We start from the raw sequence: 25,681 nt of genomic DNA, 5'->3' as shown, positions 1-25,681 counted from the left end.
TTTCCGAATCGCCACATGCGCGGCCGCGGGCCTCGTGGCGGCGGGACGCCCCGGACGGCGGACGGCGTCGCACATCGATGGATCCGGAACGGGCAGTCGTACGTCCATTCCTTGACGCCGAAGTACGAGCGACGGAGGTGACGGTGCAATGGCCGGATTCCGGAGTCTTGCGAGACAGGTCCGCGATCCGCTGGGCGACCTGGCGCTGCGACGGTATTCGCTGCGCAAGTGCCTGGAGAGGTTCGCCCCTTACGGGCACCGGGCGACCTGGGACCACCTGTGCACCCGGCACGGGATCGGACCCGAGGACCGGTCCCCCGATCCCGCGCGACTGGTGCGCGCACTGGACGAGCTGGAGGCGGCGCGGGCCGTCTGGCTCGGATACGAGGCGGGGTTCGCGGAGCGCCGCAGGCGGGAGAAGCACGACGGACTGCGCAGCCCCGGTGCGTTCGACGACTGGCACCGGCGCACCTGGGGCGGGAACGGGGTCGCGCGCTGCGAGGACCCGAAGGTTCACCCCTCCGCACCGCTCGCCGAGGTTCTCGGCCGGCTCATCGCCGCCCTGGAGTCGGAGCCGGGGACTGTCTGCCCGGTGTGCGCGGGCGCCGAGATCACCTGGCGGCCGGACCTGCGGTCCGAGCCGTGGTCGGGTCCGGTCTGCGAGGAGTGCGGGATCCTGGTGCCGCAGCCGGTGCTCGCGCCGGGGGCGCTGCGGAAGGCCCGGAACGCGCGGCACCGGGACCTGGCGTCGGCGGCGTGACGGGCGGCGGGAGCGTCCTGCGGTCCGCCCGGCGCCCGGACGGGCGGACCCGCGCCGCTACCGGGACTCGGCCGACGGGCGCTCCGGCATCAGGCGCGAGCCGCTGATCAGCCGGCCCGACACGTCGTTCGGATTGGAGAGCACACAGTTCTCCAGTGACAGGCAGCCGCAGCCGATGCAGTCGGTGAGGTGATCCCGCAGCCGACCCAACTGCTCGATGCGTTCGTCCAGTTCGGAGCGCCACGCAGCCGAGAGCCGCGCCCAGTCGTCGCGGTTCGGGGTGCGCTCCTCCGGGAGTTCGGCGAGCGCGTCCCTGATGGTGGCGAGCGGGATTCCGACCCGCTGTGCCGCACGGACGAACGCGACCCTGCGCAGCGCGTCCCTGGTGTAGCGGCGCTGATTGCCGCTGGTGCGGCGGCTGCTGATCAGGCCCTTGGCCTCGTAGAAGTGCAGGGCCGAGACGGCGGCCCCGCTTCGCGCGGAGAGCTGGCCGACCGTGAGTTCATGGAGTGTCTGTGGGATCTGGGGCACTCCTCCAACCCTACGTGCCCGCCCCCGGCCGGTCCGTCGTTGACAGGAACGCACCCGGCAACCATGCTGAGCAAGCGCTTAGACAGGCGTGCTACGCCGGATGGCCGAGAGCTGGAAGGGCAGGGACATGGCAGAGCCGAGGATCTTCACGTCCGCGCAGGAGCTGCGCGACGGAGTGGGCGAGCAGCTGGGTCACAGCGAGTGGCTGGAGATCGACCAGAAGAGGATCGACCTCTTCGCCGAGGCCACGGGCGACCACCAGTGGATCCACGTGGACCCGGAGCGGGCCGCGACCGGACCGTTCGGCACGACGATCGCGCACGGCTACCTCACGCTCTCGCTGCTGCCGGCCCTGGTGCCGCAGATCATGCGGGTCGAGGGCATGAAGATGGGCATCAACTACGGGACGAACAAGGTCCGCTTCCCGTCCACCGTGCCCGTGGGCTCCCGGCTGCGCGCGACGGCCGTACTGAGGAGCGTCGAGGAGGCCGGGGGCGGTGTGCAGGTCACCGCCGCCGTCACGGTCGAGCGCGAGGGCGGCGACAAGCCGGTGTGCGTGGCCGAGTCGGTGTCGCGCTACTACTTCTGAGCCGCGCTCCCGCTTCCGACGACGCGACCGGTCGGCGTCACCGCTCGGCGCCGACCATGCGCAGCACGAGGCCGGCGTACAGCTCGCCGACCTCGTCCGGCGTCCGGCTGCCCCGCGCGTTGAACCAGCGCGCCACATCGATGCAGAGCGAGAGCACCGCGAGCGTGGTGCCCGGGATGTCGGGGACGTCGAACTCCCCGGCCCGCACACCCTCGCTGATGATCCGGCGCACCACGGCGTCGCTCCTGCGGCGCAGCTCGACGATCTCGGCGCGGTGCTCCTCACCGAGGGCGTCGAGCTCGTACTGGACCACGCGGGCCGTGGTGTGCCGCTCGGCATGCCAGCGGACGAAGGACCGCACGGCCTCGGCCAGCCGCTCGGCCGCCGTGCCGTCGCCGTCGGCGGCGGCCTCCAGGACGAACAGCGCACGATCGTGACCGATCCTGCTGATCCGGTGGAGCAGCTCTTCCTTCGTCTTGTAGTGGATGTAGAGCGCGGCGGGACTCATCCCCGCCCGGCCGGCGATGTCACGAGTGGTGGTGGCGTGGTAGCCACGCTCGGCGAAGGCGTCGACGGCGGCGACGAGGAGCCGCCTGGCCGCCTCGGGTGTCACCTCGGCCCACGGCGCGCCGTCGCCGTCGGTCTCCTCCGCCGTGCTCATCGTCACTCGCCCCTCTCATCGGCAGGACGAACACCATACCCCGAACCTGAGCAAGCGCTTAGAGCCTGCCCGGCGGGATCGTCAGAGCTTCTGGAAGGGATCGTGCTCGGCGAGGATCTTCTCCAGCCGGGCCTGGTCGACCCGGCTGACGATCTGCCCCGCCTCCTGACGGTCACGGATGACCTTGGCCAGGGTGAAGCAGGAGGTGACGAGGTAGAGGACGCCGATCGCGAGAAATCCGCGGACCCAGGCGTCGGCGTCCAGGAAGTAGATACCGAGGGCCACCGCGGCCATCGCCACCCCGAAGGACGCGACGGCCTGGCCGTAGAAGGCCGCGGTGCTCTGCTGCTTGACCGATGTTGTCTCACTCATGGCGCCCAGCATCGGCCGACGTGGTGTACGCCACATCCGTCCCCGTACTCAGTCCGGTACTCAGACTCCCGTTCGACGAAGCGGCCGGGAGCCGAGGGGCTCAGAAGGCGGAGACCCCCGTCAGCGCGCGGCCGATGATGAGCTTCTGGATCTGACTGGTGCCCTCGTACAGCGTCATCACCCGGGCGTCGCGCAGCAGCTTGCCGACGGGGTACTCGTCGATGTAGCCGTAGCCGCCGAAGACCTGGAGCGCGTTGTTGGCGGCGCGGACGGCGGCCTCGGAGGCGAAGAGCTTCGCCTTGGAGGCGGCGGTGGCGAAGTCCTCGCCGCGGTCGACGAGGTCGGCCACCCGCCAGGTGAGCAGCCGGGCGGCGTCCACGTCCACGGCGATGTCACTGATGAGTTCCTGGACGAGCTGGTGGCTCGCGATGGGCTTGCCGAACTGCTCGCGCTCGCCCGCGTAGCCCACGGCGGCGTCGAGGGCGGCCTGCGCGATGCCGACGCAGCCGGCCGCCACCGACATCCGGCCCTTGGTCAGGGCGGACATCGCCACGGAGAAGCCCTTGCCCTCCGGGCCCAGGAGCGCGTCGGCGGGGACACGGACGTCCTCCAGGACCAGCTCGGCCGTGGCCTGGCCGCGCAGGCCGAGCTTGCCGTGGATGGTGCGCCGACCGAGGCCGGGGGTGTCGGTGGGAACCAGGAAGGCGGATATGCCCCTGTGCCCGGGGATGTCGCCGGTGCGCGCGAAGAGCAGCACCACATCGGCCCAGGTGCCGTTGGTGATGAACATCTTGCCGCCGTTGATGACGTACGAGTCGCCGTCCCGGACGGCCTTCGTCGTCAGGCTCCCGGCGTCCGAGCCGGTACCGGGTTCGGTGAGGCCGAAGCAGCCGAGCGCCTCGCCCGAGGTGAGCCTCGGCAGCCAGTGCCGCTTCTGCTCCTCGTCGCCCCAGGCCGCGATGGTCTTGGTGACCAGGCCGAGGGAGACGGAGACGATGCCGCGGACCGAGGAGTCGCCGCGGCCGAGCTCCTCGGTGACCAGGCAGTAGGCGAGGTGGTCGCCGCCCGAGCCGCCGTACTCCTCGGGCACGGTCAGCCCGAGGAACCCGACGGAGCCCAGCTTCTTCACGATCGACTTGTCGACGTTCTCGGCCCGGTCCCACTCCACGACGTGAGGAGCGATCTCACGGGCGACGAAGTCCTTGGCGAGCTGCCGGACGGCTTCGTGCTCCTCGTCGAGTGCCAGGTTCATCCTTCGGCTCCCCACTTTAATTAGCACTGCTAGTTTTCTGTGCGCAGGCCCTACTATGTGCCGCATGGCCCGACCGCGCAAGCCCCTGCTCAGCAGAGACCGGATCGTCGAGACGGCGAGCGCACTCGTGGACTCCGAGGGGCTCGACGCCGTCTCCACCCGTCGGCTCGCCGCCGAACTCGGGGTCAGCGGACCCTCGCTCTACAACCACTTCCGCAACAAGGACGAGATCCTGGACGCGGTCGCGGACGCCGTCTCCGCCCAGGTCGATCTGTCGATGTTCGACGCGTCGGACACCCGTGACTGGCGCGCCGCCCTGCACGACTGGGCCGTCTCCTATCGTGCGGCGCTCACCGAGCACCCGCACATCGTCCCGGTGCTCGCCCAGGGGCCCGGCCGCCGCCCGGCCGGACTGCGGGTCGCCGACGCGGTCTTCGGCGCGATGGTGAGGGCGGGCTGGCCGCCCGCCCAGGCGACGTACATCGGGGCCCTCATGCGTTACTTCATCACCGGCTCGGCCCTCGGTTCGTTCGCCCGCGGCTTCGTCGACGACGAGACGGCCTACGACCCCGCCGACTATCCGCACCTGGGCCAGGCCCACCTGCTGGCCGAACGCCGCCAGAAGGTCGACGAGGGGGCGTTCGAGACCGGGCTGCGGGCCCTGGTCGACGGACTCTCCCTCCAGTACGAGCAGCTCACGTCCGCCGGGACCGTTCGGCCCGCACCGAAACGTTCCTGACGCATCCTGGAAAACATGGCACGCATGGCACATCCCGACCCGGCGGCGCCCCGGCTCGCCGCCCTGGCCGCGCTTCTCGCCGACGAGACCCGCGCCACCTTCTGCCTGGCCCTGCTCGACGGCCGCGCCTGGACCGCGGGCGAGCTGGCCAGGCACGCCTCGGTGGCACCGTCCACGGCCAGCGAACATCTCGGCAAGCTCGTCGCGGGCGGACTGCTGGCCGAGGAGCGCCAGGGCCGCCACCGCTATCTGCGGCTCGCCGACGAGCGGGCCGCGCACCTCGTCGAGGATCTGGCGGCCCAGGTGGTCCCCGGCTCCACGCCCGACCGGCCGCGCATGCTGAGCGCCCAGGGCGCCGGCAGCGCGCTGGCCCGCGGACGGACCTGTTACGACCATCTCGCGGGCCGCATCGGCATCGCGATCGCCGATGCCATGACCGAACGGGGGCTGCTGGAACAGGGCACCGGTTTCGCGCTCACCGACGACGGCCTCGGCTGGTTCGACGCACGGGGCATCGCACTGAAACCGAGAACACGGCGTCCGCTCGTACGGAGCTGTCTGGACTGGACGGAGCGCAGGCCGCACCTGGCGGGGGTCGCGGGCGCCGCGCTGTGCCGGCACGTGCTGGACTCCGGCTGGTGCGTCCGGATCGGGTCCGGGCGCGCGGTGAGGGCGACACCGGCCGGGGAGCTGGCGCTGTACGAACATCTCGGCATCGAGGCGACAACAATTCGGTAGGGGCCGAATGGTCGCTGCCCTACGGTCGGCTCCATGACGACGACACCCGACCCGACGACGACCCCCTCGGCCCCCCGTGACTGGCGGGCCCCCGCCGCGGCCTGCACCACCGTGCTGCTCTGGGCCTCCGCCTTCGTCTCCATCCGCAGCGCAGGCGAGGCGTACTCGCCCGGCGCGCTCGCGCTCGGCCGGCTGCTCACGGGCTCCCTGGCGCTCGGCGCGCTCCTGCTGCTACGGCGTGAGGGGATACCGCCGCGGGCCGCCTGGCCCGGGATCCTGAAGTCCGGACTGCTCTGGTTCGGCCTCTACATGGTGCTCCTGAACTGGGGTGAGCAGCAGGTCGACGCGGGCACGGCCGCGATGGTGGTGAACATCGGTCCGCTCCTGATCGCGCTGCTCGGTGCCAGGATGCTCGGGGAGGCGCTGTCCGGCAGGCTGCTGACGGGCATGGCCGTGTCGTTCGCGGGCGCCGCGGTGGTCGGACTCTCGATGTCCGGGCACGGGAGGGCGTCGGTGCTCGGTGTGGTGCTCTGCCTGCTGGCCGCGGTGGCGTGCGCCCTGGGGGTGGTCGGCCAGAAGCCCGCGCTGCAATACGGCTCCGCGCTGCAGATCACCACATTCGGCTGCCTGGTCGGAGCCGTCGGTTGTCTGCCGTTCGCCGGCGCGCTGGTCTCCGACGTGGCCGAAGCACCCCTGTCCGCCACCCTCAACATGGTCTACCTGGGCCTCTTCCCGACCGCGCTGGCGTTCACCACCTGGGCCTACGCGCTCGCCAGGACCACCGCGGGACGGATGGGCGCCACCACCTACGCGGTGCCCGCCCTGGTGGTGCTGATGTCCTGGCTGCTGCTGGACGAGGTACCCGCGCCGCTGACCGTCGGCGGGGGGCTGCTCTGCCTGGCCGGGGTGGCGGTCTCCCGGCTCCGTACGCAGACTGGCCTGACGCGGAGGATTCCGGCACAGCCGGTGGAGGGACGCCGACATGACGCGGAGCACCGGGGAACCGGCCGGCCGTAGGGGGACGAAGAACCGGCCCGCCGGCGGACGGGAAGCCGTGCGGGACGCCGTCAGCGAGGCGGCCCGCCACGGCGGCGCGGGGCTGCGCGGTTTCACCGTGGCCGACAGCGGTGTCGACGATCCGGTCCTCGTGACACCCGAGGGCGTGCCCAGGGACGCCTGGCGCGAGGACTACCCGTACGACGACAAGCTCGACCGGAAGGCGTACGAGAAGTCCAAACGCGCCCTGCAGATCGAGCTGCTCAAGCTCCAGCACTGGGTGAAGGATCGCGACGAGCGCCTCGTCATCCTCTTCGAGGGGCGCGACGCGGCCGGCAAGGGCGGCACGATCAAGCGCTTCACCGAGCATCTCAACCCCCGTGGCGCGCGGGTGGTGGCGCTGGAGAAGCCCACCGAACGCGAGCGCACCCAGTGGTACTTCCAGCGGTACACGGCCCATCTGCCCTCCGGCGGGGAGATCGTGTTCTTCGACCGGTCCTGGTACAACCGGGCGGGGGTGGAGCGCGTGATGGGGTTCTGCACCACCCGCGAGTACCTCGAATTCATGCACCAGGCGCCGGGCTTCGAGCGGATGCTCTCCCGCGACGGCATCCACCTGGTGAAGTTCTGGTTCTCGGTCTCGCGCAACGAACAGCGCAACCGGTTCATGATCCGGCAGATCGACCCGGTCCGGCAGTGGAAGCTGAGCCCGGTCGACCTCGCCTCGCTCGACAAGTGGGACGCGTACACGGAGGCCAAGGAGCTGATGCTCTTCCACACGGACACGGCGGACGCACCGTGGACCGTGGTGAAGAGCAACGACAAGAAGCGGGCCCGGCTGGAGGCGATCCGGCACGTGCTGCACCGCTTCGACTACACGGACAAGAACACGGACGTGGTCGGCGAGCCGGACCCGCTGATCGTCGGCCCGGCCTCCCGGCTCTTCGAGCGCGGCGAGACGGATGCCCGGCTGCTCACCACGAGCCGGGCGGCCGACGGACCCCAGGGGTAGCGGATCCCGGAACGCGGCGGGTGCTGTGGCCGGAAGGGTCGGCGAGCCGGCGAACCCTTCCGGCCGCGACGTCAGCCGGCCGGCTTCCGAGGGGCCGGATCGGTGGTGAGCAGTGCGGTGATCTCCTGGGCGAGCTCCGGGCCGAGTTCGCCCCAGCCGTCCTTGTATCCGTAGACGCTCGCCAGGGTGCGGGCGTCGTAGTCGCCGTTCATGATCTCGATGTCGGTGGTGGTGATGAGTGCCGGGTGGGCGACGCCGACAGCTCCCGAGACCTTCAGCAGCTCCTTGCGCAGGCTGCGCAGGTAGACAGCGGCCCGGGTGGCCTTCGAGGGCGCGTCGACGCCGCGCACCAGCCACGGGTCCTGGGTGGCGATGCCGGTGGGGCACTTGTCGGTGTGGCACTTCTGCGCCTGGATGCAGCCGATGGACAGCATGGCCTCGCGGGCGACGTTGATCATGTCGACGCCCAGCGCGAAGGCGACGACGGCGTTCTCGGGCAGGCCGAGCTTGCCGGAGCCGATGAAGGTGAGGTCGTCGGTCAGACCCCGCTCGGCGAACGTGCCGTAGACGCGGGAGAACCCCATCCGGAACGGCAGCGACACCGAGTCGGTGAAGATCAGGGGAGCCGCCCCGGTGCCGCCCTCGCCTCCGTCGATGGTGACGAAGTCGACCCCGCGATCACCACGCGCCATCAACGTGGCCAGCTCCTGCCAGAAGCTCATCTCCCCCACGGCGCTCTTGATCCCGACCGGCAGACCGGTCTCGGTGGCGAGCAGCTCCACGAAGTCGAGCATCGAGTCGACGTCGTGGAACGCGGTGTGCCGGGAGGGGGAGGCGCAGTCCTGGCCGGCCGGAATGCCGCGTATCCCGGCGATCTCGGGGGTCACCTTCGCGCCCGGCAGCATCCCACCGAGCCCCGGCTTGGCACCCTGGGAGAGCTTGATCTCTATCGCCTTGACCGGGGCACCGGCGACCACGTCCTTGAGCTTGTCGAGGTTGAAGGTGCCGTCCTCGTTGCGGCAGCCGAAGTACGACGTCCCGATCTGCAGGACGAGGTCACCGCCGTTGCGGTGGTACTGCGAGAGGCCGCCCTCGCCCGTGTTCTGCATCGTGCCGGCCAGCGCCGCGCCCTTGTTGAGCGCAGTGACGGCCGCGCCGGACAGCGATCCGAAGCTCATCGCCGAGATGTTCACGACGCTCGCCGGCCGGAACGCCTTGGCGCGCCCGCGCGGACCGCCCAGCACCTTGGCCGAGGGCAGCGGGGCCTGCGGGTCGTGCAGGTCGGGCAGCGTGCCGGCGAACGTGCGCTGCTTCACGTACGCGTGCCCTTGCACGTGCTCGACGTCCACGTCGGTTCCGAACCCGAAGTAGTTGTTCTCCTCCTTCGCCGACGCATAGATCCAGGTGCGCTGGTCACGGCTGAACGGGCGCTCCTCCTCGTTGGACGTCACGACGTACTGCCGCAGCTCCGGTCCGATCGTCTCCAGCAGGTACCGGGCGTGCCCGATCACGGGGAAGTTTCTGAGCAGCGCATGCTTCTTCTGGACGAGGTCGCGGGCTGCCACCAGCGCCAATGCTGTTGCGGCGGCCGCGCCGATGTTCCGAGCACGCATGAACGTTCCTCTCCTCGACTGCTCGATACCCGACTCCATCGCTGTGCGGCGGACGTCGTGGGCGTTGGGCGGCGGACACGGCCGGGCAGGCATCGGCGTCCGACGACGAAACGCCACTCGATAGTAGAGGTCGGGCGAGCGAGCAGGCGAACAGGCGAACGAACGGGTGGGCGGGCGGGTCGGGCTCCCTTCTTGAAGGCGATCGCGTCGATCACCTCCCGGTGATCCCGCTGCCGGCAGCCCTCAGAAGACGATCAGGGCCCGGCCGCCCCTGCCCGCGATCATGTGGTCGAAGGCCGTGGGGATGCCGTCCAGCGCGATCCGTTCGGTGACCATCATGGACAGGTCGAACCTGCCCGCCCGGATGTGTTCGGCCAGGACCGGCAGGTCGCGGGCCGGATCGCTGTTCCCGTACACGCAGCCCGTCAGCGAGCGGCCCCAGTGGAAGATCTCCAGGGCGTTGAAGGACACCAGCTGGTCCTTGCCGCCGATACCGACGACCGTGGTGCGGCCGCCGCGGCGGGTGGAGTCCCAGGCGCCCCGGATGGTGACGGGCCGCCCCACGCACTCGACCGCCACGTCCGCGCCCTGGCCGTCGGTGAGCTTGCGGATCGCGCGCGGGGTGGTGTCGGAGGCGATCACGTAGTCGGTCGCGCCCGCCCGCCGGGCCAGTTCCTCCTTCCCGGGAGAAACATCGACCGCGATGATCTTCGAGGCGCCTGCGATCCGGGCGGACTGGAGCACGGCGAGGCCCACCCCGCCGATGCCGAAGACGACGACGGACTCACCCGGGCGGACCCGGGCGCTGTGGTGGACCGCGCCGTATCCGGTGAGGACCGCGCAGCCGAGCAGCGCGGAGTCGGTGAGCGCGACGCCGTCCGGAGCGGGCAGCACGCACTTCGCGGCGACGACGGTCTCCTCGGCGAACGCGGCCACGTTCAGGCCGGGGTGGAGTGCGGTGCCGTCGGCGGTACGGGCATGGACACCCGCCGCACCGGACAGGGCATCGGCGCAGAGCCATACCTCACCGATCCCGCAGTGGTGACACCTTCCGCAGGAAGGAGCCCAGTTGAGCACCACCCCGTCGCCGGGAGCGACATGGTCGACGCCCTCGCCGACCGCGACGACGGTGCCCGCGCCCTCATGCCCGAGGACGGCGGGTACGGGCACCCGCATGATGCCGTCGGACAGCGAGAGGTCGGAGTGGCAGACCCCCGCGGCGGCGAGACGGACACGCACCTGGCCGGGGCCGGGCTCCGGGAGTTCGATGTCGGTGATCTCCAGGGGAGCTCCGACGGCGGGCAGTACGGCGGCGCGGACCACGAACAGGCTCCTTGACGGTCGGCAGCGGGAATGGGGGGCGGGGGCGGCCGGTCAGAACTGCAGGGACTTGGTCTGGAGGTACTCGGCGAGTCCGTGCGCACCGAGCTCCCGGCCGACGCCGGACTGCTTGTAACCGCCGAACGGGGCGAGCGGGTTGAACCGGCCGCCGTTGATGTCGACCTGCCCGGTGTCCATCCGGCGGGCGAACGCGACGGCCGTCGCGTCGTCGGCGGCCCAGACGGCGCCCGCGAGGCCGTACACCGTGCCGTTGGCGATGCGCAGGGCGTCGTCCTCGTCCTCGTACTTCAGGATCGAGACGACCGGACCGAAGATCTCCTCCTGGGCGATGGTCATCTCCGGGGTCACGTCGGCGAACACGGTGGGGCTGACGAAGTAGCCCTGCTCGCGGGGGGCTTCGGGACCGCCCGCGACGAGGCGGGCACCCTCCTCGATGCCCTTCTCGATGTAACCGCGTACCCGGGCCCACTGCCTGGCGTTGACGACGGGACCGATCCGCTCCCCCGGCACGTACTTGGCGACGGCGGTGGCCGCGAGTGCGACGGCCTCCTCGTAGCGCTCGCTGTCGACCAGCATCCGGGTCCAGGCGCTGCACATCTGGCCGGAGTTGGACATCACATGGGCGACGCCCACATGGACCGCCCTGGCCAGATCGGCGCCGGGCAGGATCACATTGGCGGACTTGCCGCCGAGCTCCAGCGCGACCCTCTTGACCGCGCCGCCCGCGATGGCGCCGATCTGCTTGCCGACGGCGGTGGAGCCGGTGAAGGAGACCAGGTCGACGTCCTCGTGCGCGGCGAGGGCCTGTCCGGCGACCGGTCCGAGGCCGGTGACCAGGTTGAAGACACCGGCGGACAGGCCGGCCTCCTCGGTGGCCTCCGCGAACAGCTGAGCGGTCAGCGGGGTGTCCTCGGCGGGCTTGAGTACGACCGTGCAGCCCGCCGCGAGGGCGGCGGCGACCTTGGCGACGATCTGGTGCAGCGGGTAGTTCCACGGGGTGATGGCCCCGACGACACCGACGGGCTCCAGCAGGACGGTGGAGTTGCCGTGCTTCTCCTCGAAGGCGTACGAGGCGGCCAGCTCCGCGTACGAACCGGCGACCAGGACCGGCAGACCCACGTGCACCGTGCGCGACAGCGGGAGCGGCGAGCCCAGTTCGGCGGTGACCGTCTCCGCGATCTCCTCCTGGCGGGCGGCCAGCACGTCGCGCAGGGCCCCGATCCGCGCGGCACGCTCGGCGGGTGCGGTGGCGGCCCAGGCGGGGAGAGCGGCGCGGGCGGCGCGTACCGCGGCGTCGACGTCCTCGGCCGTTCCCGCCGGGACATGGGCGATGACCTGTTCGTCCGTCGGATCGACCACCGCGATCGTGTCCGTGCCCGCGGCGGCGCGCCACTCGCCGCCGATGTACATCCCGTCGTGGGCCTTCATCGCGTTCCTCCCGGGGCCGTGGTCACGGCGTAGTCGTCCGCACCCCAAACTAGCGCTGTTAGTTTTTGGGCGCCAGGGTTCACCCCGCCGGGCGTGCCCTCCATCACGCCCGTCACCGTGTCACGCCGTGCGCCGGATGTCCGTCCGGCCGGGCCGCCGGTGGCGCCCTCCTCCTGGCTTCCGGGGCGAGGGCGACTCCGCCGTTCTCGACACCGTCGGGAAGGGCGAGGAGTCGGCCTCCTTCGTCCGTTCGGTCGTCGGCCCGGCGCACCGTCGCCCGTTCCCCGCCTCCGCCCACCTCCGGCGCGGCAGCCGTCGGCTCCCGGGCGGCCGTCGTCATCCGAGTTCCGCGGGCTCCGTGCCGGGGCTCTCGAACTGGGTGCGGTACAGCTCCTCGTACCTGCCGCCCGCCGCGAGGAGTTCTTCGTGGGTTCCCCGCTCCGTGATCTGCCCGTTCTCCACGACCAGGATCAGGTCGGCCGCCCGTACGGTGGAGAGCCGGTGGGCGATCACGATCGCGGTGCGGCCGGCCAGCGCTTCGGTGAGTGCCTCCTGCACCGCGGCCTCGGAGGTGTTGTCCAGGTGGGCGGTGGCCTCGTCGAGGATGACGACGCGCTGGCGGGCCAGGAGCAGCCGGGCGATCGTCAGCCGCTGGCGCTCACCGCCGGAGAGCCGGTAGCCGCGTTCGCCGACGACGGTGTCGAGCCCGTCGGGAAGCGAGGCGACCAGACCGTCCAGCCGCGAGCGGCGCAGCGCGTCCCAGAGGTCCTCCTCGGTGGCGTCGGGCCGGGCGAGCAGGAGGTTGGCCCGGACCGACTCGTGGAAGAGGTGACCGTCCTGCGTGACCATGCCGAGGGTGTCGCGCAGGGTGTCGGCGGACAGATCGCGTACGTCGATGCCGCCGATGCGTACCGAGCCCTCGTCCGTGTCGTACAGGCGCGGCAGCAGTTGCGCGATCGTCGACTTGCCCGCGCCGGACGAGCCGACGAGCGCCACCGTCTGGCCCGGCTCGGCGCGGAAGGAGACCCCGCGCAGCACTTCGCCGCCGCCGCGGGTGTCGAGGGTCGCGACGTCTTCGAGCGAGGCGAGGGAGACCTTGTCCGCGGACGGATAGCCGAACCGGACCCGGTCGAACTCCACGGCCACCGGGCCCTGGGGGACCGTCCGCGCGTCCGGCTTCTGGTCGATGAGCGGCTCGAGGTCGAGGACCTCGAAGACCCGCTCGAAGCTGACGAGGGCGCTCATCACCTCGACGCGTGCCCCGGCGAGCGCGGTGAGCGGCGCGTACAGCCGGGTCAGCAGCAGGGCCAGGGAGACGACCGCGCCCGCATCCAGTTGCCCGCGCAGCGCGTAGAACCCGCCGAGCCCGTAGACGAGGGCGAGTGCCAGCGCCGACACCAGGGTGAGGGCGGTGATGAACGCGGACTGGGCCATGGCCGTGCGCACCCCGATGTCACGCACCCGGCCCGCTCTGGCGGCGAACTCGGCGGATTCGTCGGCGGGCCGGCCGAAGAGCTTGATCAGTGTGGCGCCGGGGGCGGAGAAGCGCTCGGTCATCCGGGTCCCCATCGCGGCGTTGTGCGCCGCCGCCTCGCGCTGGAGCCTCGCCATCCGGGCACCCATGCGGCGCGCGGGCAGCACGAACACCGGCAGCAGCACCAGCGCGAGCACGGTGATCTGCCAGGAGATGGAGAGCATGACACCGAGGGTGAGGAGCAGCGTCACGACATTGCTGACGACGCCCGACAGCGTGTTGCTGAAGGCGCGTTGGGCCCCGATGACGTCGTTGTTGAGGCGGCTGACGAGCGCACCGGTGCGGGTGCGGGTGAAGAACGCGATCGGCATCCGCTGCACATGGTCGAAGACGGCGGTGCGCAGATCCAGGATCAGCCCTTCCCCGAGGTTCGCCGAGAGCCAGCGGCCGAGCAGGCCGAGCGCCGCCTCCGCCACGGCGATCACGGCGATGAGCAGGGACAGCCGAGTGACGGTACCCCCCTCCTTTCCGGCCACGATCGCGTTCACGACGCGGCCGGCCAGGACCGGAGTGGCGACCGCGAGCAGCGCCGTCGCCACGCTCAGGATCAGGAAGAGGGCGACGCGGCGCCGGTGCGGTCGGGCGAACGCGGCGATGCGTCGCAGGGTGGCTCGGTCGAAGGGGCGTCGGTCCGCTTGCGCGTTCATGACGTTGTGGAGCTGCGTCCACGCGGTGGCTTCCATGCTCATGGGAGGAACGTACGACCTCCAGTGGACTTGAGGTCAACGCCCGGGTCCGATCGGCCCCCGAGAGCCGGTTCCCGGATCCGGGGGCACCGCCCGAAGAACGTGGTGCCGGGCCCCGAGAGCCCGGCACGGTACGAACGGGAGACCCTGTGAGCTGTCGCGTGATCCCTGGTCGTCGCGGGCCCGCCAGGGATGACGGGACAGCCCTCAGACGTCGAGACCCGGAACCTCCTCGGGCAAGGGGCAGATCCGGCGGCCGTGGTGGTCGAAGACGTACAGATGGGCGAGGTCGACCAGGAGCGGAACCTGGCCGCCGGTGCGCAGCCGCATGTCGGGGCCGGTACGGACGACGAGGTCGGCCGCCGTGATCGCGGGGCGGTCCGGGCCTCGGGGTGCGCTCGGGTCGTTCTCCGGGACGGGCTCGTCGAGGGCGACGGTGGGCCCGCCGATGTACCCGATGGTGCGTTCCTTGAGGCGCTCCAGTACGCCGACCCCGCCACCGTGACCGGTGCGGCGCCGGCGTGGCGCGGCTCTGCCGGGGCGGGCCGATTCGAGTTCGGGGACCACGGCGGGCCGCGATCCCGTGTTGAGGTGGACCAGTGCCTCGTGGCCCTGGTACTCGACATGCTCGACGATGCCGCTCAGCGCGACCTCGCCGGGGCGGGCCTGGCTGGGCGGGGCGATCCTGGCGGCCTCGGAGCGCAGTCCCACGATGAGCCGGCGGCCCTGCTGGATGCGGAGCAGCTGGTGGTCCGGGCTGAGCGGTTCGGGCAGCGGCAGCCGCTGACGGCCGAGGTCGATCGACATGCGCCCCTCCAGCGGGGCATGGACGACGGCCTGCAACAGGTTGATGCGCGGGGTGCCGATGAACGCGGCGACGAAGACGTTCTCCGGCAGGGCGTAGACCTCGCGCGGCGGGCTCACCTGCTGGAGCTGTCCGCCGCGCATCACGGCGACCCGGTCGCCCAGCGACATCGCCTCTGCCTGGTCATGCGTCACATAGACGGTGGTGACGCCCAACTCCCTGGTGAGATGCGCTATCTCGGCCCGCAGATGGTTGCGCAGTTTCGCGTCGAGGTTGGAGAGGGGCTCGTCCATCAGGAAGACGGAGGGGCGGCGCGAAATGGCCCGGCCCATGGCGACCCGCTGGCGTTCACCGCCGGAGAGCTGACCGGGGTAGCGGTCGAGGACCGTTTCGATGCCGAGCATCCTGGCCGTGTGCTCGACGCGGTCGGTGTGGTCCAGGCCGGGGTTCTCCAGCTTCAGCGGAAAGCCGATGTTGGCCCGGTTGGTCATGCTCGGATAGAGCGCGAAGTTCTGGAAGACCATGGCCATCCCGCGTTCGCCGGGCGCCAGGTCGTTGGCGTGTTCGCCGTCGAGCAACAGCTCGCCCTCGGTGATCTCCTCCAGGCCGGCGATCATGCGGAGCACGGTCGACTTGCCGCACCCCGAGGGGCCGAGCAGGACGACGAATTCGCCCGGATCGACGGAGAGTGAGAGACGGTCGACGGCACGCGTGGTCCGTCCGTACGTCTTGCTGACGTTGTGCAGGGAGATGGCGCGAGTCATGTGGTTCCGCCCGGGACTGGTGGGGTGGAGCGGTGGGCAGCGGCTGCAGTGGGCCGAAATTAGCCCACGGTCCCGGGTGGTGGGAATGACTCGCGCAAAGGTTGCGCAGTACTGGGGTGGGTGGGCCGGAATTGTCAGGTGTGGTTACGGCTCGCCGAGCGCGGTCCGCGCCGGGGCACCGCCCCGGCCGGGGCGGCGGCGGACGTCACCGTCACCGGGATGCCGTTGAGCACGGCGGTACCGGAGAGCGGGTCGAGCCTGCTGCCGTCGAGGAGCTGGTTGACGTTGACGCCGGGGTGGGCCGCGGCAAGGGACATCCGGGTGCCGGGGCGGTTGTGCCCCCATCCGTGCGGGAGGCTCACCACTCCGGCCCGTACGCCGTCGTCGATCTCGACGGGTACGGTCACCGCGCCGCCGTCCGACGCCACGGTGGCCGGGGCACCGTCCGCGAGTCCGAGCCGGGCCGCGTCGGCGGGGTGCATCTGCAGCGTGCAGACGTTCGAACCGCCGCTCAGCTCGGCGATGTTGTGCATCCAGCTGTTGTTGGATCGCAGATGGCGGCGGCCGACGAGAAGGAGCGCGTCCGGTCCGTGCCGGTCCGCCAGGGCGTGGCGGAGCCTCGGCAGGTCGGCGGCGATCGGCGCGGGAAGGAGCTCGACGCGCCCGCTGCGGGTGGCGAGGACCTCCGGGATCCGGGGCCGGAGCGGGCCGAGATCGATGCCGTGCGGGTGGGCGAGCAGGCGCTCCAGGGTGAGGCCCTCGGGATCGGCGCCGAAGCCTTCGCCGTACGGGCCGAGGCGGAGCATCAGGTCGAGTCGGCGCTCGGGTCCGGTGCGGCCGGTGAGGGCGGCGGCGAGTTCGGCGGGGGTGCGGCCGTGCACGGGCGAGTGCGGGTCGGCGACGGCCCTGGTCAGCATCCGGTCGACGACCGTCGTGTCGACGGTGCAAGGATCGGCGCCGTGCATCCCGGAGACCGCGAGGACGAGTCGGGCGAGGATCTCGCTCTCGTCGAGCAGACCGTCGCCGAGGGGGACGGCCGGGCGGGTGTAGCGCACCTGGTTGCGTACGGCGAGGGCGTTGAACGCGAAATCGAAGTGGGCGCTCTGCGAGGGCGGCGGCGGAGGCAGCACCACGTGGGCGTGCCGCGAGGTCTCGTTGAGGTACGGGTCGACGGCGACCATGAAGTCGAGCCCGTCGAGGGCCCGGTCGAGCCGGTCGCCGTCGGGGGCGGAGAGCACGGGGTTGGCGGCGAGGACGATCAGGGCGCGGATCCGGCCCTCCCCCGGTGTCTCGATCTCCTCGGCCAGTGCGGAGATGGGCAGTTCGCCCTTGGCCTCGGGGTGTCCGGAGACCCGGCTCGTCCAGCGCCCCAGGGCGAAGCCCTTGCCGGGAGCGGCGGGGCGGGGGGTGCGGGCGGTGGCGGAGAGCGGGAAGAGCGCGCCGCCGGGGCGGTCGAGGTTGCCGGTGAGGATGTTGAGGACGTCGACCAGCCAACTGGCGAGGGTGCCGTGCTCGACGGTGCAGCTGCCGATGCGCCCGTAGACGGCGGCGGTGCGGGCCGCGGCCAGTTCACGGGCGATCGCACGGATGGTGGCGGCCTCGATGTCGCAGGCCCCGGCGACCGCCTCGGGCGTGAACTCCCGTACGGCGTGGGCGGTTTCGTCGAGCCCTTCGACGTGTTGGGCGAGTGCGCCGGTCGCGGTGAGCTTCTCCTCGAAGAGGACGTGGGTGAGCGCGGCGAGAAGGAGAGCGTCGGTACCGGGGCGGATGGCGACGTGCCGGTCGGCGAGCCGGGCGGTTCGGGTGCGGCGCGGGTCGACGACGGTGAGGGTGCCGCCGCGGCGGCGCAGCGCCTTCAGCCTGCCGGGGAAGTCGGGGGCGGTGCAGAGACTGCCGTTCGATTCGAGGGGATTGGCGCCGAGGAGAAGCAGATGGTCGGTGCGGTCGAGGTCGGGCACCGGGATGGCGTTCGGGTCGCCGAAGAGCAGTCCGCTGGAGACGTGCTTGGGCATCTGGTCGAGGGTGCTCGCGGTGAACAGGGAGCGGGTACGGAGTGCGGAGAGCAGGGCGGAGGGGTAGAGCGCGCCGGCCATGGTGTGCACGTTCGGGTTGCCGAGGACGACGCCGACGGCCTGCTGCCCGTGCTCCTGGGCCAGTGCGGGCACGGCGTCGGCGATCACGTCGAAGGCATCGCTCCAACTCGTCTCCGTCAGGCGGCCGTTCCTGCGGACGAGCGGGGTGCGCAGCCGGTCGGGGTCGGCGTCGAGCCCGCCGATGGACGCACCCTTGGGGCAGATGAAGCCGCGACTGAGGACGTCGTCCCGGTCGCCCCGGGCGCCGGTGACCCTCGTCCCCTCGATGGTGAGGGTGAGTCCGCAGGTGGCCTCGCACAGGGGGCAGATGCGCAAAGCGGTGCGGGAGCTGCTGAGTTCGTGCGGCATGGGCCCTCCCCGGGGCGGCGACAGCGGTGGCGCGCGTACGTGGGCAAGCACGGCCGAGCATACCGACCGGTACGCATGGCGGGGAGGTGCGGTCGCCACGACATCGGCGATCTCCGGAGGAGTCTCTCCCGGTCAGTCCAGAACCTGGGCCAGATAGGCCCGGAGCAGGACGCGGGTCTCGGCGACGATGGCCCGGTCGCCCGCCGGGTCGGTGCGGAAGGCGAGTTGGAGGAGGGCGTCGGCGGCCTCGACGCAGACGAGGACCGTCCGGAGCAGGTCGTCGTCGGGGGCCCGGCCGAGGTGCCCGGAGAGCAGTTCGGTGAGTCGGCCGGCCACCCGGCGATTGGCTTCACTGGCCGGATCGTCGTCGGGGGCGGGTGCGCCGAAGTCGACGAGCGCGAAACCGGCCACGGAGCGCTTCATCGCCAGGTACTCGTCCAGGACGGCGTCGATGGCGCCGCGCCAGTCGGCGGCCTCGATGGCGTCGAGGCGGGAGGTGATGCGTTCGGCGTAGCTGTCCAGGTTGCGCCGGGCGAGCGCGTCGGTCAGCGCGCGCTTGTTGGAGAAGAACCGGTAGACGGAGCCGATGGGGACCTCGGCGCGGACGGCGACGGCCCGGGTGGACAACTGCTCGTAGCCGGTCTCGTCGAGGAGTTCGGCGCAGGCGTCGAGTATCCGTGCGAGGCGGTCGGCACTGCGCTGCTGCACGGGGGCGCGGCGGAGGTTCGTGTTCGCTTGGGGCACGGGCTCCATCATGCCGTGGGTCTCCTCTGCGGGTGACGGGTCGGTGCGGGGAGCGGCCGTCATGCGATGAGCAGGGAGAGCCCGCCGATGGTGTAGGTGATCATCAGGACCAGCAGCGGGAGTTGCCCCGCGACGGCCCGGCCGGACGGGAAGAGGCGCACGGACCGGTCGTGCGCGGCGACGACCCCGAGTACGTGCCCCAGGACGATCGCGCCGACCTGGAGCGTGGCGACGCCGCCGGGCCCGAGGGGCGGATCGGGCGGGAGCGGATTGTCGGCGCCGGATGCCACCATGACCGTGCGTGGCCCTTCGGTGACGAACAGCGTGAAGTAGTGCGCGACGAGATAGCCGAGGGCGATCGGGACGAGCGAGTGCGCGAAGGAGGTGAGGGGGTGGCCGAGCCGGCCGGAGATCAGCCGGGTGGCGCCGGTGCAGAGGGCGTAGAGGGTGGCCACGAGGGCGACGGCGCCCAGGAGCCCGAGCGTGGCGGTGGTGGTGCGGCCCAGGGGTGAGGTCTGGACGGTGGTGATCCAGGAGGGGGCGTCGGAGAAGCCGTCGTAGGCGGTGGAGCCGAGCATGACGCAGACGGTGGCGACGAGTCCGGGAATCTGCGGGGTGCCGTCGAGTCCGTTGAACGGGGAGCGGAGCACGAGGCGGCGGTCGGTGGTGCGGCGGCCGAGCGGGGAGAGCCGGGCGAGCAGTCCCGAGTAGACCTCGAACGCGTCCGCCCGGTCGAACCATCCGGCGCCGTACCGGGCGGCGCCGGCGAGGTGGACGGCGGCGTGGAGGGAGAGGAAGAGCAGGAGAGCGGTGGTCGACGCGGGGTCGGGGGCGACGAGTTCGAGCCAGGTGAAGGCGAGGAGCCCGGTCGCGGCGGGCCGGAGACCGAGGCGTTCGGGAAGGGGGCGGCCTGCGGCGGGGTCACGGCCGAGCGCGCGGCAGACGAGGAGATGGACGGTACGGAGCGGGTTGAGCAGTCGCCAGACGGGACCGAACAGGAGTGAGGCGGGGACGAGCCCGACCCAGAGGAGTACGTAGACGGCACCGGGGGCCGGGTTGCGCTCCGGGTCGTCCGGTCCGAGGAGGAGGTGGAGCATGTCGAACGAGGCGGCGGCCAGACCGAGTACGCGCACGGCGGTACGGGTGGGCCGGGCGTCGACGAGACGCTGGACGGCGGCCGGGACCGGGCGGCCCGCCCGGTCGCCGCAAAATCGCGAGGCGGACCAGAGCAGGCCGAGCGCGAGGAAGGAGACGAAGAGCGCGGCGAAGGCTCCGGCGAAGGCGTAGAAGGGGGACAGCGGAAGGTCGTGCTGGGCGCCGATGCCGTGGGCGAGGACGCTCACCGTACGACGAGTTGGGTCAGGAGCAGGTCGGACTCGTGCGTCTCGACCTCGAAGAGCCCGGTGCGGTCGGCGGTGAAGACGAGGGTGACGGTCTTCCCCGCGGGCAGCCGGGCCTCTTCGTCGTAGCCGTGGACATGGAGGGTGTCGGCACGGTCGCTGCGGACCCGGAGCTCGACGGTCCGGCCCTTCTCGATCTCGGTACGGCCGGGGGCCGGACTGACCCTGCCGCGGGAGACGACGATCTCCAGGGTCGTGTCGGGCCGGGGCGATGCCGGTGGGGACGTTTCGGGACGGGGATCGGCGGGGGCGGAGGGCTGTGCGGTGGCGGCGAGGGACGTGGCGGCCTGGACGGGGGCGGTGCCGACGGCCCAGGCGGTGTGGTCGTCGGCGTAGAGCCGGGCGGTGAGGCGGGTACCGCCCCCCGCGCCGCGGACGAGGGAGGCGGGAAGGTGGTACCAGGGGCCGTAGACCCGGGCGAGGGGGTGGCCGTCGAGGAACAGCCGGGCATGGCCCCGCCCGAGAAGCGCGGCGCCACCCACGCTGTCCGGGGTGAACCGGAAGTTGCGCACGGAGAGATGGACGTTCCACCCGTCCTCGGAGTCCGGCCGCACGGCGACCGTCACCCCGGGGGCGTCCCCGGCGTCGACCTGGCGCAGCCGGTGGCCGGAACCGTCGTCGGCCGCCAGGAGCCGGCCGACGCTGCCGCCGGCCTGCTCGTGGCTCGTGCCGGGTTTGTGGTGGGTGGTGGCCCGCCCGCCACAGGCGCTCGCGCCGAACACGAGGACGCCCGCGGAGAGCACGGTGACGGCAAAGAGGGCGGTCCGGGTGACCCGGTCAGAACGCCCTTGCCCGAGACGGCGGTTCATGATGCGTCCCCTTCCGGAGCGGACGTCGGGGAGTCGGGTCGCGTCGGGGCCGGGGCGCGGCCCGAGCCCCGCGCCGACACCGCGCCGGGGTCCGGCGCCGCGTCCCGCCCCGACGGGCCCCTTCCGTCCGACGCACCCGGGCCGTCTTCCGGCGCACCCCGTTCGCCACCCCGTTCGCCGTGCCGGGCGGAGGCCACCACGGCCCACACCACCCAGATCACACCGAGCAGTCCACGCACCCAGGCCGGGCTGAGCGGAATCCACGGAATCATGAACACGGCCTTGTCGACGGCGTCGAGCAGGGTGAGCGCCCCCAGGACCACCGTGGTCCAGCCCAGCCAGGGCCGTTCGCCGCGCAGTGCCAGCCCGGTCCCCGTCCACCACACCCCGGTCAGCAGCAGGGCCAGCGCGGGCACATGGGTGGAGGCCAGCCCCATGGTCGATCCGGCCACATCCAGTCCGAGGCCGATCGCACCGAGCACCGTGACCACGGTCGCGAGCCGGCTGTCGCGCAGTCTGCGCCACCACAGCACTCCGCCGACCAGCGCGAGCACCACCGCGACCACCAGCGCCAACTGCACCTCGATGCGCTCGATGCCCCGTGCCCCGTACCAGTCGCAGCCGGCCGGCAGCCGCCGGGCCTGCACGTTGTAGTCGGCGCAGACCAGCAGTTGGGCGAGTTTGACCGGTTCGCCGACGAGCCGGTCGGTGCGTCCGGACACGGCGCCGCGCTCGGATCCGCAGACGGGCAGGGCGCGCGGGGAGGACGGGCCGGTGTCGGACTGCCAGCAGTTGCCGTCGCCCTGGCCGTCCCACCACACGTCGGTGCGGTTGGGCCGGGAGTTGCCCGCCCGGTCCGTGCCGAGGTGGTTGCCCGCGTACCGGTTGTGGTGGGAGGTGTCGGTCTGCTCGGACAGCGCGTTCTCGCCGCGGATGAAGGCCGGGACCGCGCTCAGGAAGAACGCGGCGCGCTGCTGACCGTAGATCCAGTTGTTCTCGTACAGGTTCCAGTTGCCGCCCGCGGTGATGATGCCGGTGCCCGGCGGCATGGAGATCTGCGGGCAGACGACCCCGTCCTCGTACCCCCGGTCCACGGGCGGCTTGGCGCAGGTGCCGTCGGCGACGTACGGGTAGTAGTCGGCGTTGTTGTCGTGGATCAGGTTGCGTTCGAAGCGTGCGTGGTTCTGGGGCAGTCCGGGGTGGCCGGGGAAGGCGCTGTCCATCGAGGCGCCGCCCATGTTGTGGTCGAACTCGTTGTCGTGGACGTGGACGGAGTCGCCCGCGGTGCCGGAGTAGCCGACCATGTTGTGGTGGCTGCGGCAGCCGGTGATCTCGATCGAGTAGCGCGGCACCTCGTAGCCGTACCCGTCGTTGATGTTCGACGCGCTGCCGGGGTAGATGCCCGAGTCCCCGTTGCCGTACGACTCGCAGTTCTTGTACAGCCCGTGGTCGCTCGCGAAGGTCAGAAAGCCGTACTCGTCGTTCCACCGGGTGAGGACGGAGTCGATGACGAAGCCGTCCTGGGCGAGAACGTACAGGGAGTTGAACGTGGTGCGCTGGGCGGTGAAGTTCTTGAAGTAGACGCCGTCGGAGCCGTCCGCGCGGATCGCGTTGAGCTTCTGGTACTTGGCGTCGATGACGACGTCGGTGCGCTCGGCGCCCGTCCCCTCGATCTGGAGGTTCTTCTTCCCGAGGATCGCCACCAGGTTCTGGTTGTGCGGGCACCGCGCCTGTTGCGCGTAGGACAGAATCTGGTAGCCGAGCTTGGAGTTGGGCGCCTTCAGCCGGGCGCACTCCCCCGTCGGCTTGGGCAGCGAGGGCTCCTCCTCGTACAGGCCGGGCAGGATCGCGATGTTCATGCCGGGCCTGGCGACCGCGTCGACGGCCTGCTGCAGATGGCGGTAGCCGGACTTCCGGCAGCGGTCGAACAGCTTCAGGTTCCGGGATCGCAGCTCCTGCGGAAAACCGGATATGCGGCGTTCGAAGTCCGCCCGGTCGCTCTTGCAGACCAGCAGATCCGGCTCGCCGGTGCGGTACACGGGGACGCTGCCGGTTCCGTCGGGCAGGGTGACCGGTCGTTCCTCGTGCGCCTGGGCGGCCGGAGCCGCGAGGAGGGCGGCGACGAGCGCCGCCAGGACCACCAGAAGTCTACGTGTCCACGACATGTGCGGGAGAGTAGAGCATTGTTCAACTTTTGGAACCCCCCTGTGCGCCCCGAATACCGTTGACGCGCCCCGTTCCGATTCCTACGGTTGTCCATAGGATTTCTTCGGCACCGGGAGCGCACATGAGCGGCATCGAGCAGGCGAGGAAGACGGCGGAGGGGCTGGAACATTCCGCCGGTTTCGGCAATCAGCACAGCTCGGAGGCGGTGCCGGGAGCGCTGCCGATCGGCCGCAACTCGCCTCAGCGCGCGCCCCTCGGGCTCTACGCGGAGCAGCTGAGCGGCTCGGCCTTCACCGAACCACGGGCGCACAACCGCCGTTCCTGGCTCTACCGGATCCGCCCGTCGGCCGCTCATCCGCCGTTCACCCGCATCGACAACGGCGCGATCCGGACCGCTCCGTTCAGCGAGTCCGTGCCCGATCCCAACCGGCTGCGCTGGGATCCGCTCCCCGAACCCGCCCCCGGGACGGACTTCCTGACCGGCCTGTGGACCCTCGGCGGCAACGGCGACGCGACGCAGCGCTCCGGCATGGCCGTGCATCTCTACCACGCGAACGCGTCCATGACCGACCGGGTGTTCAGCGATGCGGACGGCGAGCTGCTGATCGTCCCGGAGCGGGGCGGCCTGCTGCTGCGCACCGAACTGGGTCTGCTGCGCGCCGATCCGGGGCACGTCGCACTGATCCCGCGAGGCGTCCGCTTCCGCGTGGAGCTGCTCGATGCCACCGCCCGCGGTTATGTCTGCGAGAACTACGGCCGGCCGTTCACGCTCCCCGACCTCGGCCCGATCGGCGCCAACGGCCTGGCGAACGCCCGGGACTTCCTCGCCCCCGTCGCCGCGTACGAGGACGCCGAACGCCCGGTGGAGGTGGTGAACAAGTTCTGCGGGAATCTCTGGTCCGCGACCTATGACCACTCGCCGCTGGATGTGGTCGCCTGGCACGGCAACCACGCTCCGTACGTCTACGACCTGCGCCGTTTCAACGTCATCGGCTCGATCAGCTACGACCACCCCGACCCGTCGATCTTCACGGTGCTGACCGCGCCGTCCGACACCCCCGGTCTGGCGGGCGTCGACTTCGTCGTCTTCGCGCCGCGCTGGCTGGTCGGCGAGGACACCTTCCGGCCCCCGTACTTCCACCGCAATGTGATGAGCGAGTACATGGGCCTGATCGAGGGCGCGTACGACGCGAAGACGGCCGGCAAGGGAGGTTTCGTCCCGGGCGGCGGCTCGCTGCACAACATGATGTCGGCGCACGGACCGGACCGGGAGACCTTCGACCGGGCGAGCGGGGCGGAGCTGAAACCGCAGAAGATCGATGACGGTCTCGCCTTCATGTTCGAGACTCGCTGGCCGGTGACGGCGACCGGGCAGGCGGCGACCGCCGGGCATCTGCAGCACGGCTACGACGACGTGTGGCAGGGTCTGAGCCGCAACTTCAGGCCGTAGGCAACGACGCCGCTTCCCGGCCCCGCGTCGTCGCGGCCACCGTGTCGCAGTACGGAGAGACCAGGTGACCCAGGTGCCTCATATGCCCAAGACGTCCCAGGGGCCCGCCTTCGCTCCCGATTCGCTGGTCCTGAACCGCAAACTGCCGCTCTGGTACCAGGTTTCGCAGTCCTTGCGCGCCTCGATACTGGGGCGCGCCAAGGACGCCTCGGCCCGGCTGCCGACCGAGGAACAGCTCGCCGCACACTACGGCGTCAGCGTGCTGACGATGCGCCAGGCGCTCAAGGAGCTGGAGACGGAGGGGCTGATCAGCAGGCACCGGCGGCGCGGCACCTTCATCGAGCCGCGCGCCCGCCGGGTCTCGCCGGTCCGGCTGCTGGGCTCGATCGACGCGATCGTGGCCCAGCAGTCGGGCGAGCGGACCGCGGTCCTCGGTCATGGCCCGGTCGCCGTACCGGGCGATCTCACCGAGTACTTCCCCGAGTGCGCGGAGGTGGTCAGCTACCGCAGGCTGCGCCACGACGGGGACAGTGGTGAGCCCACCAACTGGGCGCAGAACGTGGTGCGGCCCGAGGTGGCGGCCCGGCTCGACGTCCGCGATCTCGAACGGTGGCCGATGACCAAGGTGCTGCGCGACCGGGTCGGTGTCCGGATCGCGCGCATCACCGACACGGTCGAGGCGCGCCTCGCCGACCCGGTCACCGCCGAGCTCCTCCAGGTACCGCTGCTGAGCCCGATCCTGTTCTACACGGGCGTGACGTACGACGAGAGCGGACAGGTGGTGGATGTGGCGCAGATCCGCTACCGGGGCGACCGGTTCTCATTCTCGGTGACGGTGGAAGCGCACTGA

At 71.4% G+C, this 25,681-nt stretch carries 22 protein-coding genes; 8 read left to right on the top strand and 14 right to left on the bottom strand.

The genetic code is table 11. The features are described 5' to 3' along the window. The first annotated feature begins 148 nt into the window (after positions 1–148). Positions 149–760: a hypothetical protein gene (locus ACIRP2_RS25310; protein ID WP_404253964.1), complete on the top strand. Its 612-nt coding sequence runs from the start codon at positions 149–151 to the stop codon at positions 758–760. Between the two features lie 57 nt (positions 761–817). Here the strand turns inward: ACIRP2_RS25310 and soxR are convergent, their stop codons facing one another. Then, entirely contained in the window at positions 818–1,291 is a 474-nt protein-coding gene (gene soxR / locus ACIRP2_RS25305) for a redox-sensitive transcriptional activator SoxR (protein WP_404253962.1), read from the bottom strand. Positions 1,292–1,418: 127 nt separating this feature from the next. Here soxR and ACIRP2_RS25300 point away from each other — a divergent pair, with 127 nt between their 5' ends. Next, positions 1,419–1,880: a MaoC family dehydratase gene (locus tag ACIRP2_RS25300; protein ID WP_404253960.1), complete on the top strand. Its 462-nt coding sequence runs from the start codon at positions 1,419–1,421 to the stop codon at positions 1,878–1,880. Between the two features lie 37 nt (positions 1,881–1,917). Here the strand turns inward: ACIRP2_RS25300 and ACIRP2_RS25295 are convergent, their stop codons facing one another. The 3 genes from ACIRP2_RS25295 to ACIRP2_RS25285 all read right to left on the bottom strand — a co-directional run bounded on the left by ACIRP2_RS25295 (position 1,918) and on the right by ACIRP2_RS25285 (position 4,165). Further along, positions 1,918–2,541: a TetR/AcrR family transcriptional regulator gene (locus tag ACIRP2_RS25295; protein ID WP_404253958.1), complete on the bottom strand. Its 624-nt coding sequence runs from the start codon at positions 2,539–2,541 to the stop codon at positions 1,918–1,920. 81 nt (positions 2,542–2,622) lie between these two features. Next, a complete protein-coding gene (locus ACIRP2_RS25290; protein ID WP_351074861.1) occupies positions 2,623–2,913 on the bottom strand; it encodes a YiaA/YiaB family inner membrane protein in 291 nt (96 codons plus the stop codon). Between the two features lie 100 nt (positions 2,914–3,013). Next, positions 3,014–4,165, bottom strand: coding sequence for an acyl-CoA dehydrogenase family protein (locus tag ACIRP2_RS25285; RefSeq protein WP_404253956.1), 1,152 nt, complete (start codon positions 4,163–4,165; stop codon positions 3,014–3,016). A 64-nt stretch (positions 4,166–4,229) separates the two neighbouring features. Between ACIRP2_RS25285 and ACIRP2_RS25280 the strand changes: the two genes are divergently transcribed. From ACIRP2_RS25280 to ppk2, 4 genes are read left to right on the top strand one after another with little or no spacing between them, the layout of a single operon-like run. Continuing rightward, complete coding sequence (locus ACIRP2_RS25280; protein WP_404253954.1) at positions 4,230–4,904, top strand: TetR/AcrR family transcriptional regulator; 675 nt, start codon at positions 4,230–4,232, stop codon at positions 4,902–4,904. A 15-nt stretch (positions 4,905–4,919) separates the two neighbouring features. Continuing rightward, complete coding sequence (locus ACIRP2_RS25275) at positions 4,920–5,642, top strand: ArsR/SmtB family transcription factor (RefSeq protein WP_404253952.1); 723 nt, start codon at positions 4,920–4,922, stop codon at positions 5,640–5,642. A 33-nt stretch (positions 5,643–5,675) separates the two neighbouring features. Further along, a complete protein-coding gene (locus ACIRP2_RS25270) occupies positions 5,676–6,659 on the top strand; it encodes a DMT family transporter (RefSeq protein ID WP_404253950.1) in 984 nt (327 codons plus the stop codon). After that, a complete protein-coding gene (gene ppk2, locus ACIRP2_RS25265) occupies positions 6,625–7,650 on the top strand; it encodes a polyphosphate kinase 2 (protein WP_404253948.1) in 1,026 nt (341 codons plus the stop codon). The genes ACIRP2_RS25270 and ppk2 overlap by 35 nt, the downstream gene beginning before the upstream one ends. A 71-nt stretch (positions 7,651–7,721) precedes the next feature. Here the strand turns inward: ppk2 and ACIRP2_RS25260 are convergent, their stop codons facing one another. The 10 genes from ACIRP2_RS25260 to ACIRP2_RS25215 all read right to left on the bottom strand — a co-directional run bounded on the left by ACIRP2_RS25260 (position 7,722) and on the right by ACIRP2_RS25215 (position 23,380). Beyond that, a complete protein-coding gene (locus tag ACIRP2_RS25260) occupies positions 7,722–9,263 on the bottom strand; it encodes an FMN-binding glutamate synthase family protein (protein WP_404253946.1) in 1,542 nt (513 codons plus the stop codon). A 243-nt stretch (positions 9,264–9,506) separates the two neighbouring features. Then, positions 9,507–10,586 (bottom strand): Zn-dependent alcohol dehydrogenase, encoded by a 1,080-nt coding sequence (locus ACIRP2_RS25255; RefSeq protein ID WP_404253944.1) that lies wholly within the window; start codon positions 10,584–10,586, stop codon positions 9,507–9,509. A gap of 51 nt (positions 10,587–10,637) precedes the next feature. After that, positions 10,638–12,032 carry an aldehyde dehydrogenase family protein gene (locus ACIRP2_RS25250; RefSeq protein ID WP_404253942.1) on the bottom strand — a complete coding sequence of 465 codons (1,395 nt, stop codon included), beginning with the start codon at positions 12,030–12,032 and terminating at the stop codon, positions 10,638–10,640. A 336-nt stretch (positions 12,033–12,368) separates the two neighbouring features. Continuing rightward, the gene (locus ACIRP2_RS25245) at positions 12,369–14,255 is read right to left on the bottom strand and encodes an ABC transporter ATP-binding protein (RefSeq protein WP_404253940.1); all 1,887 of its coding nucleotides are present in this window, start codon (positions 14,253–14,255) and stop codon (positions 12,369–12,371) included. Between the two features lie 204 nt (positions 14,256–14,459). Further along, positions 14,460–15,821, bottom strand: coding sequence for an ABC transporter ATP-binding protein (locus ACIRP2_RS25240; protein ID WP_404253938.1), 1,362 nt, complete (start codon positions 15,819–15,821; stop codon positions 14,460–14,462). Positions 15,822–15,955: 134 nt separating this feature from the next. Then, a complete protein-coding gene (locus ACIRP2_RS25235; protein WP_404253936.1) occupies positions 15,956–18,262 on the bottom strand; it encodes a molybdopterin-dependent oxidoreductase in 2,307 nt (768 codons plus the stop codon). A 132-nt stretch (positions 18,263–18,394) separates the two neighbouring features. Further along, positions 18,395–19,015 carry a TetR family transcriptional regulator gene (locus ACIRP2_RS25230; RefSeq protein ID WP_404254434.1) on the bottom strand — a complete coding sequence of 207 codons (621 nt, stop codon included), beginning with the start codon at positions 19,013–19,015 and terminating at the stop codon, positions 18,395–18,397. Between the two features lie 50 nt (positions 19,016–19,065). Further along, a complete protein-coding gene (locus ACIRP2_RS25225; RefSeq protein ID WP_404253934.1) occupies positions 19,066–20,349 on the bottom strand; it encodes a hypothetical protein in 1,284 nt (427 codons plus the stop codon). Further along, positions 20,346–21,215 carry a hypothetical protein gene (locus tag ACIRP2_RS25220; protein ID WP_404253932.1) on the bottom strand — a complete coding sequence of 290 codons (870 nt, stop codon included), beginning with the start codon at positions 21,213–21,215 and terminating at the stop codon, positions 20,346–20,348. The genes ACIRP2_RS25225 and ACIRP2_RS25220 overlap by 4 nt, the downstream gene beginning before the upstream one ends. Next, positions 21,212–23,380, bottom strand: coding sequence for a right-handed parallel beta-helix repeat-containing protein (locus ACIRP2_RS25215; protein ID WP_404253930.1), 2,169 nt, complete (start codon positions 23,378–23,380; stop codon positions 21,212–21,214). The genes ACIRP2_RS25220 and ACIRP2_RS25215 overlap by 4 nt, the downstream gene beginning before the upstream one ends. Before the next feature lie 122 nt (positions 23,381–23,502). Here ACIRP2_RS25215 and hmgA point away from each other — a divergent pair, with 122 nt between their 5' ends. Together hmgA and ACIRP2_RS25205 are read left to right on the top strand one after the other, a co-directional pair. Further along, positions 23,503–24,831 carry a homogentisate 1,2-dioxygenase gene (gene hmgA, locus ACIRP2_RS25210; protein WP_404253928.1) on the top strand — a complete coding sequence of 443 codons (1,329 nt, stop codon included), beginning with the start codon at positions 23,503–23,505 and terminating at the stop codon, positions 24,829–24,831. An 82-nt stretch (positions 24,832–24,913) separates the two neighbouring features. After that, complete coding sequence (locus ACIRP2_RS25205) at positions 24,914–25,681, top strand: GntR family transcriptional regulator (protein ID WP_404253926.1); 768 nt, start codon at positions 24,914–24,916, stop codon at positions 25,679–25,681.

Origin of the sequence: Streptomyces sp. NPDC101194, assembly GCF_044767885.1 — a bacterium.
Taxonomy (GTDB): Bacteria; Actinomycetota; Actinomycetes; order Streptomycetales; family Streptomycetaceae; genus Streptomyces.
This window is presented reverse-complemented; position numbering and strand designations above follow the sequence as displayed.

Coding starts and splice junctions, on each gene's coding strand:
- ACIRP2_RS25310 (WP_404253964.1), top strand. CDS start 149: ATGGCCGGATTCCGGAGTCTTGCGAGACAGGTCCGCGATCCGCTGGGC.
- ACIRP2_RS25300 (WP_404253960.1), top strand. CDS start 1,419: ATGGCAGAGCCGAGGATCTTCACGTCCGCGCAGGAGCTGCGCGACGGA.
- ACIRP2_RS25295 (WP_404253958.1), bottom strand. CDS start 2,541: ATGAGCACGGCGGAGGAGACCGACGGCGACGGCGCGCCGTGGGCCGAG.
- ACIRP2_RS25290 (WP_351074861.1), bottom strand. CDS start 2,913: ATGAGTGAGACAACATCGGTCAAGCAGCAGAGCACCGCGGCCTTCTAC.
- ACIRP2_RS25285 (WP_404253956.1), bottom strand. CDS start 4,165: ATGAACCTGGCACTCGACGAGGAGCACGAAGCCGTCCGGCAGCTCGCC.
- ACIRP2_RS25280 (WP_404253954.1), top strand. CDS start 4,230: ATGGCCCGACCGCGCAAGCCCCTGCTCAGCAGAGACCGGATCGTCGAG.
- ACIRP2_RS25275 (WP_404253952.1), top strand. CDS start 4,920: ATGGCACGCATGGCACATCCCGACCCGGCGGCGCCCCGGCTCGCCGCC.
- ACIRP2_RS25270 (WP_404253950.1), top strand. CDS start 5,676: ATGACGACGACACCCGACCCGACGACGACCCCCTCGGCCCCCCGTGAC.
- ppk2 (WP_404253948.1), top strand. CDS start 6,625: ATGACGCGGAGCACCGGGGAACCGGCCGGCCGTAGGGGGACGAAGAAC.
- ACIRP2_RS25260 (WP_404253946.1), bottom strand. CDS start 9,263: ATGCGTGCTCGGAACATCGGCGCGGCCGCCGCAACAGCATTGGCGCTG.
- ACIRP2_RS25250 (WP_404253942.1), bottom strand. CDS start 12,032: ATGAAGGCCCACGACGGGATGTACATCGGCGGCGAGTGGCGCGCCGCC.
- ACIRP2_RS25245 (WP_404253940.1), bottom strand. CDS start 14,255: ATGAGCATGGAAGCCACCGCGTGGACGCAGCTCCACAACGTCATGAAC.
- ACIRP2_RS25240 (WP_404253938.1), bottom strand. CDS start 15,821: ATGACTCGCGCCATCTCCCTGCACAACGTCAGCAAGACGTACGGACGG.
- ACIRP2_RS25235 (WP_404253936.1), bottom strand. CDS start 18,262: ATGCCGCACGAACTCAGCAGCTCCCGCACCGCTTTGCGCATCTGCCCC.
- ACIRP2_RS25230 (WP_404254434.1), bottom strand. CDS start 19,015: ATGGAGCCCGTGCCCCAAGCGAACACGAACCTCCGCCGCGCCCCCGTG.
- ACIRP2_RS25220 (WP_404253932.1), bottom strand. CDS start 21,215: ATGAACCGCCGTCTCGGGCAAGGGCGTTCTGACCGGGTCACCCGGACC.
- ACIRP2_RS25215 (WP_404253930.1), bottom strand. CDS start 23,380: ATGTCGTGGACACGTAGACTTCTGGTGGTCCTGGCGGCGCTCGTCGCC.
- hmgA (WP_404253928.1), top strand. CDS start 23,503: ATGAGCGGCATCGAGCAGGCGAGGAAGACGGCGGAGGGGCTGGAACAT.
- ACIRP2_RS25205 (WP_404253926.1), top strand. CDS start 24,914: ATGCCCAAGACGTCCCAGGGGCCCGCCTTCGCTCCCGATTCGCTGGTC.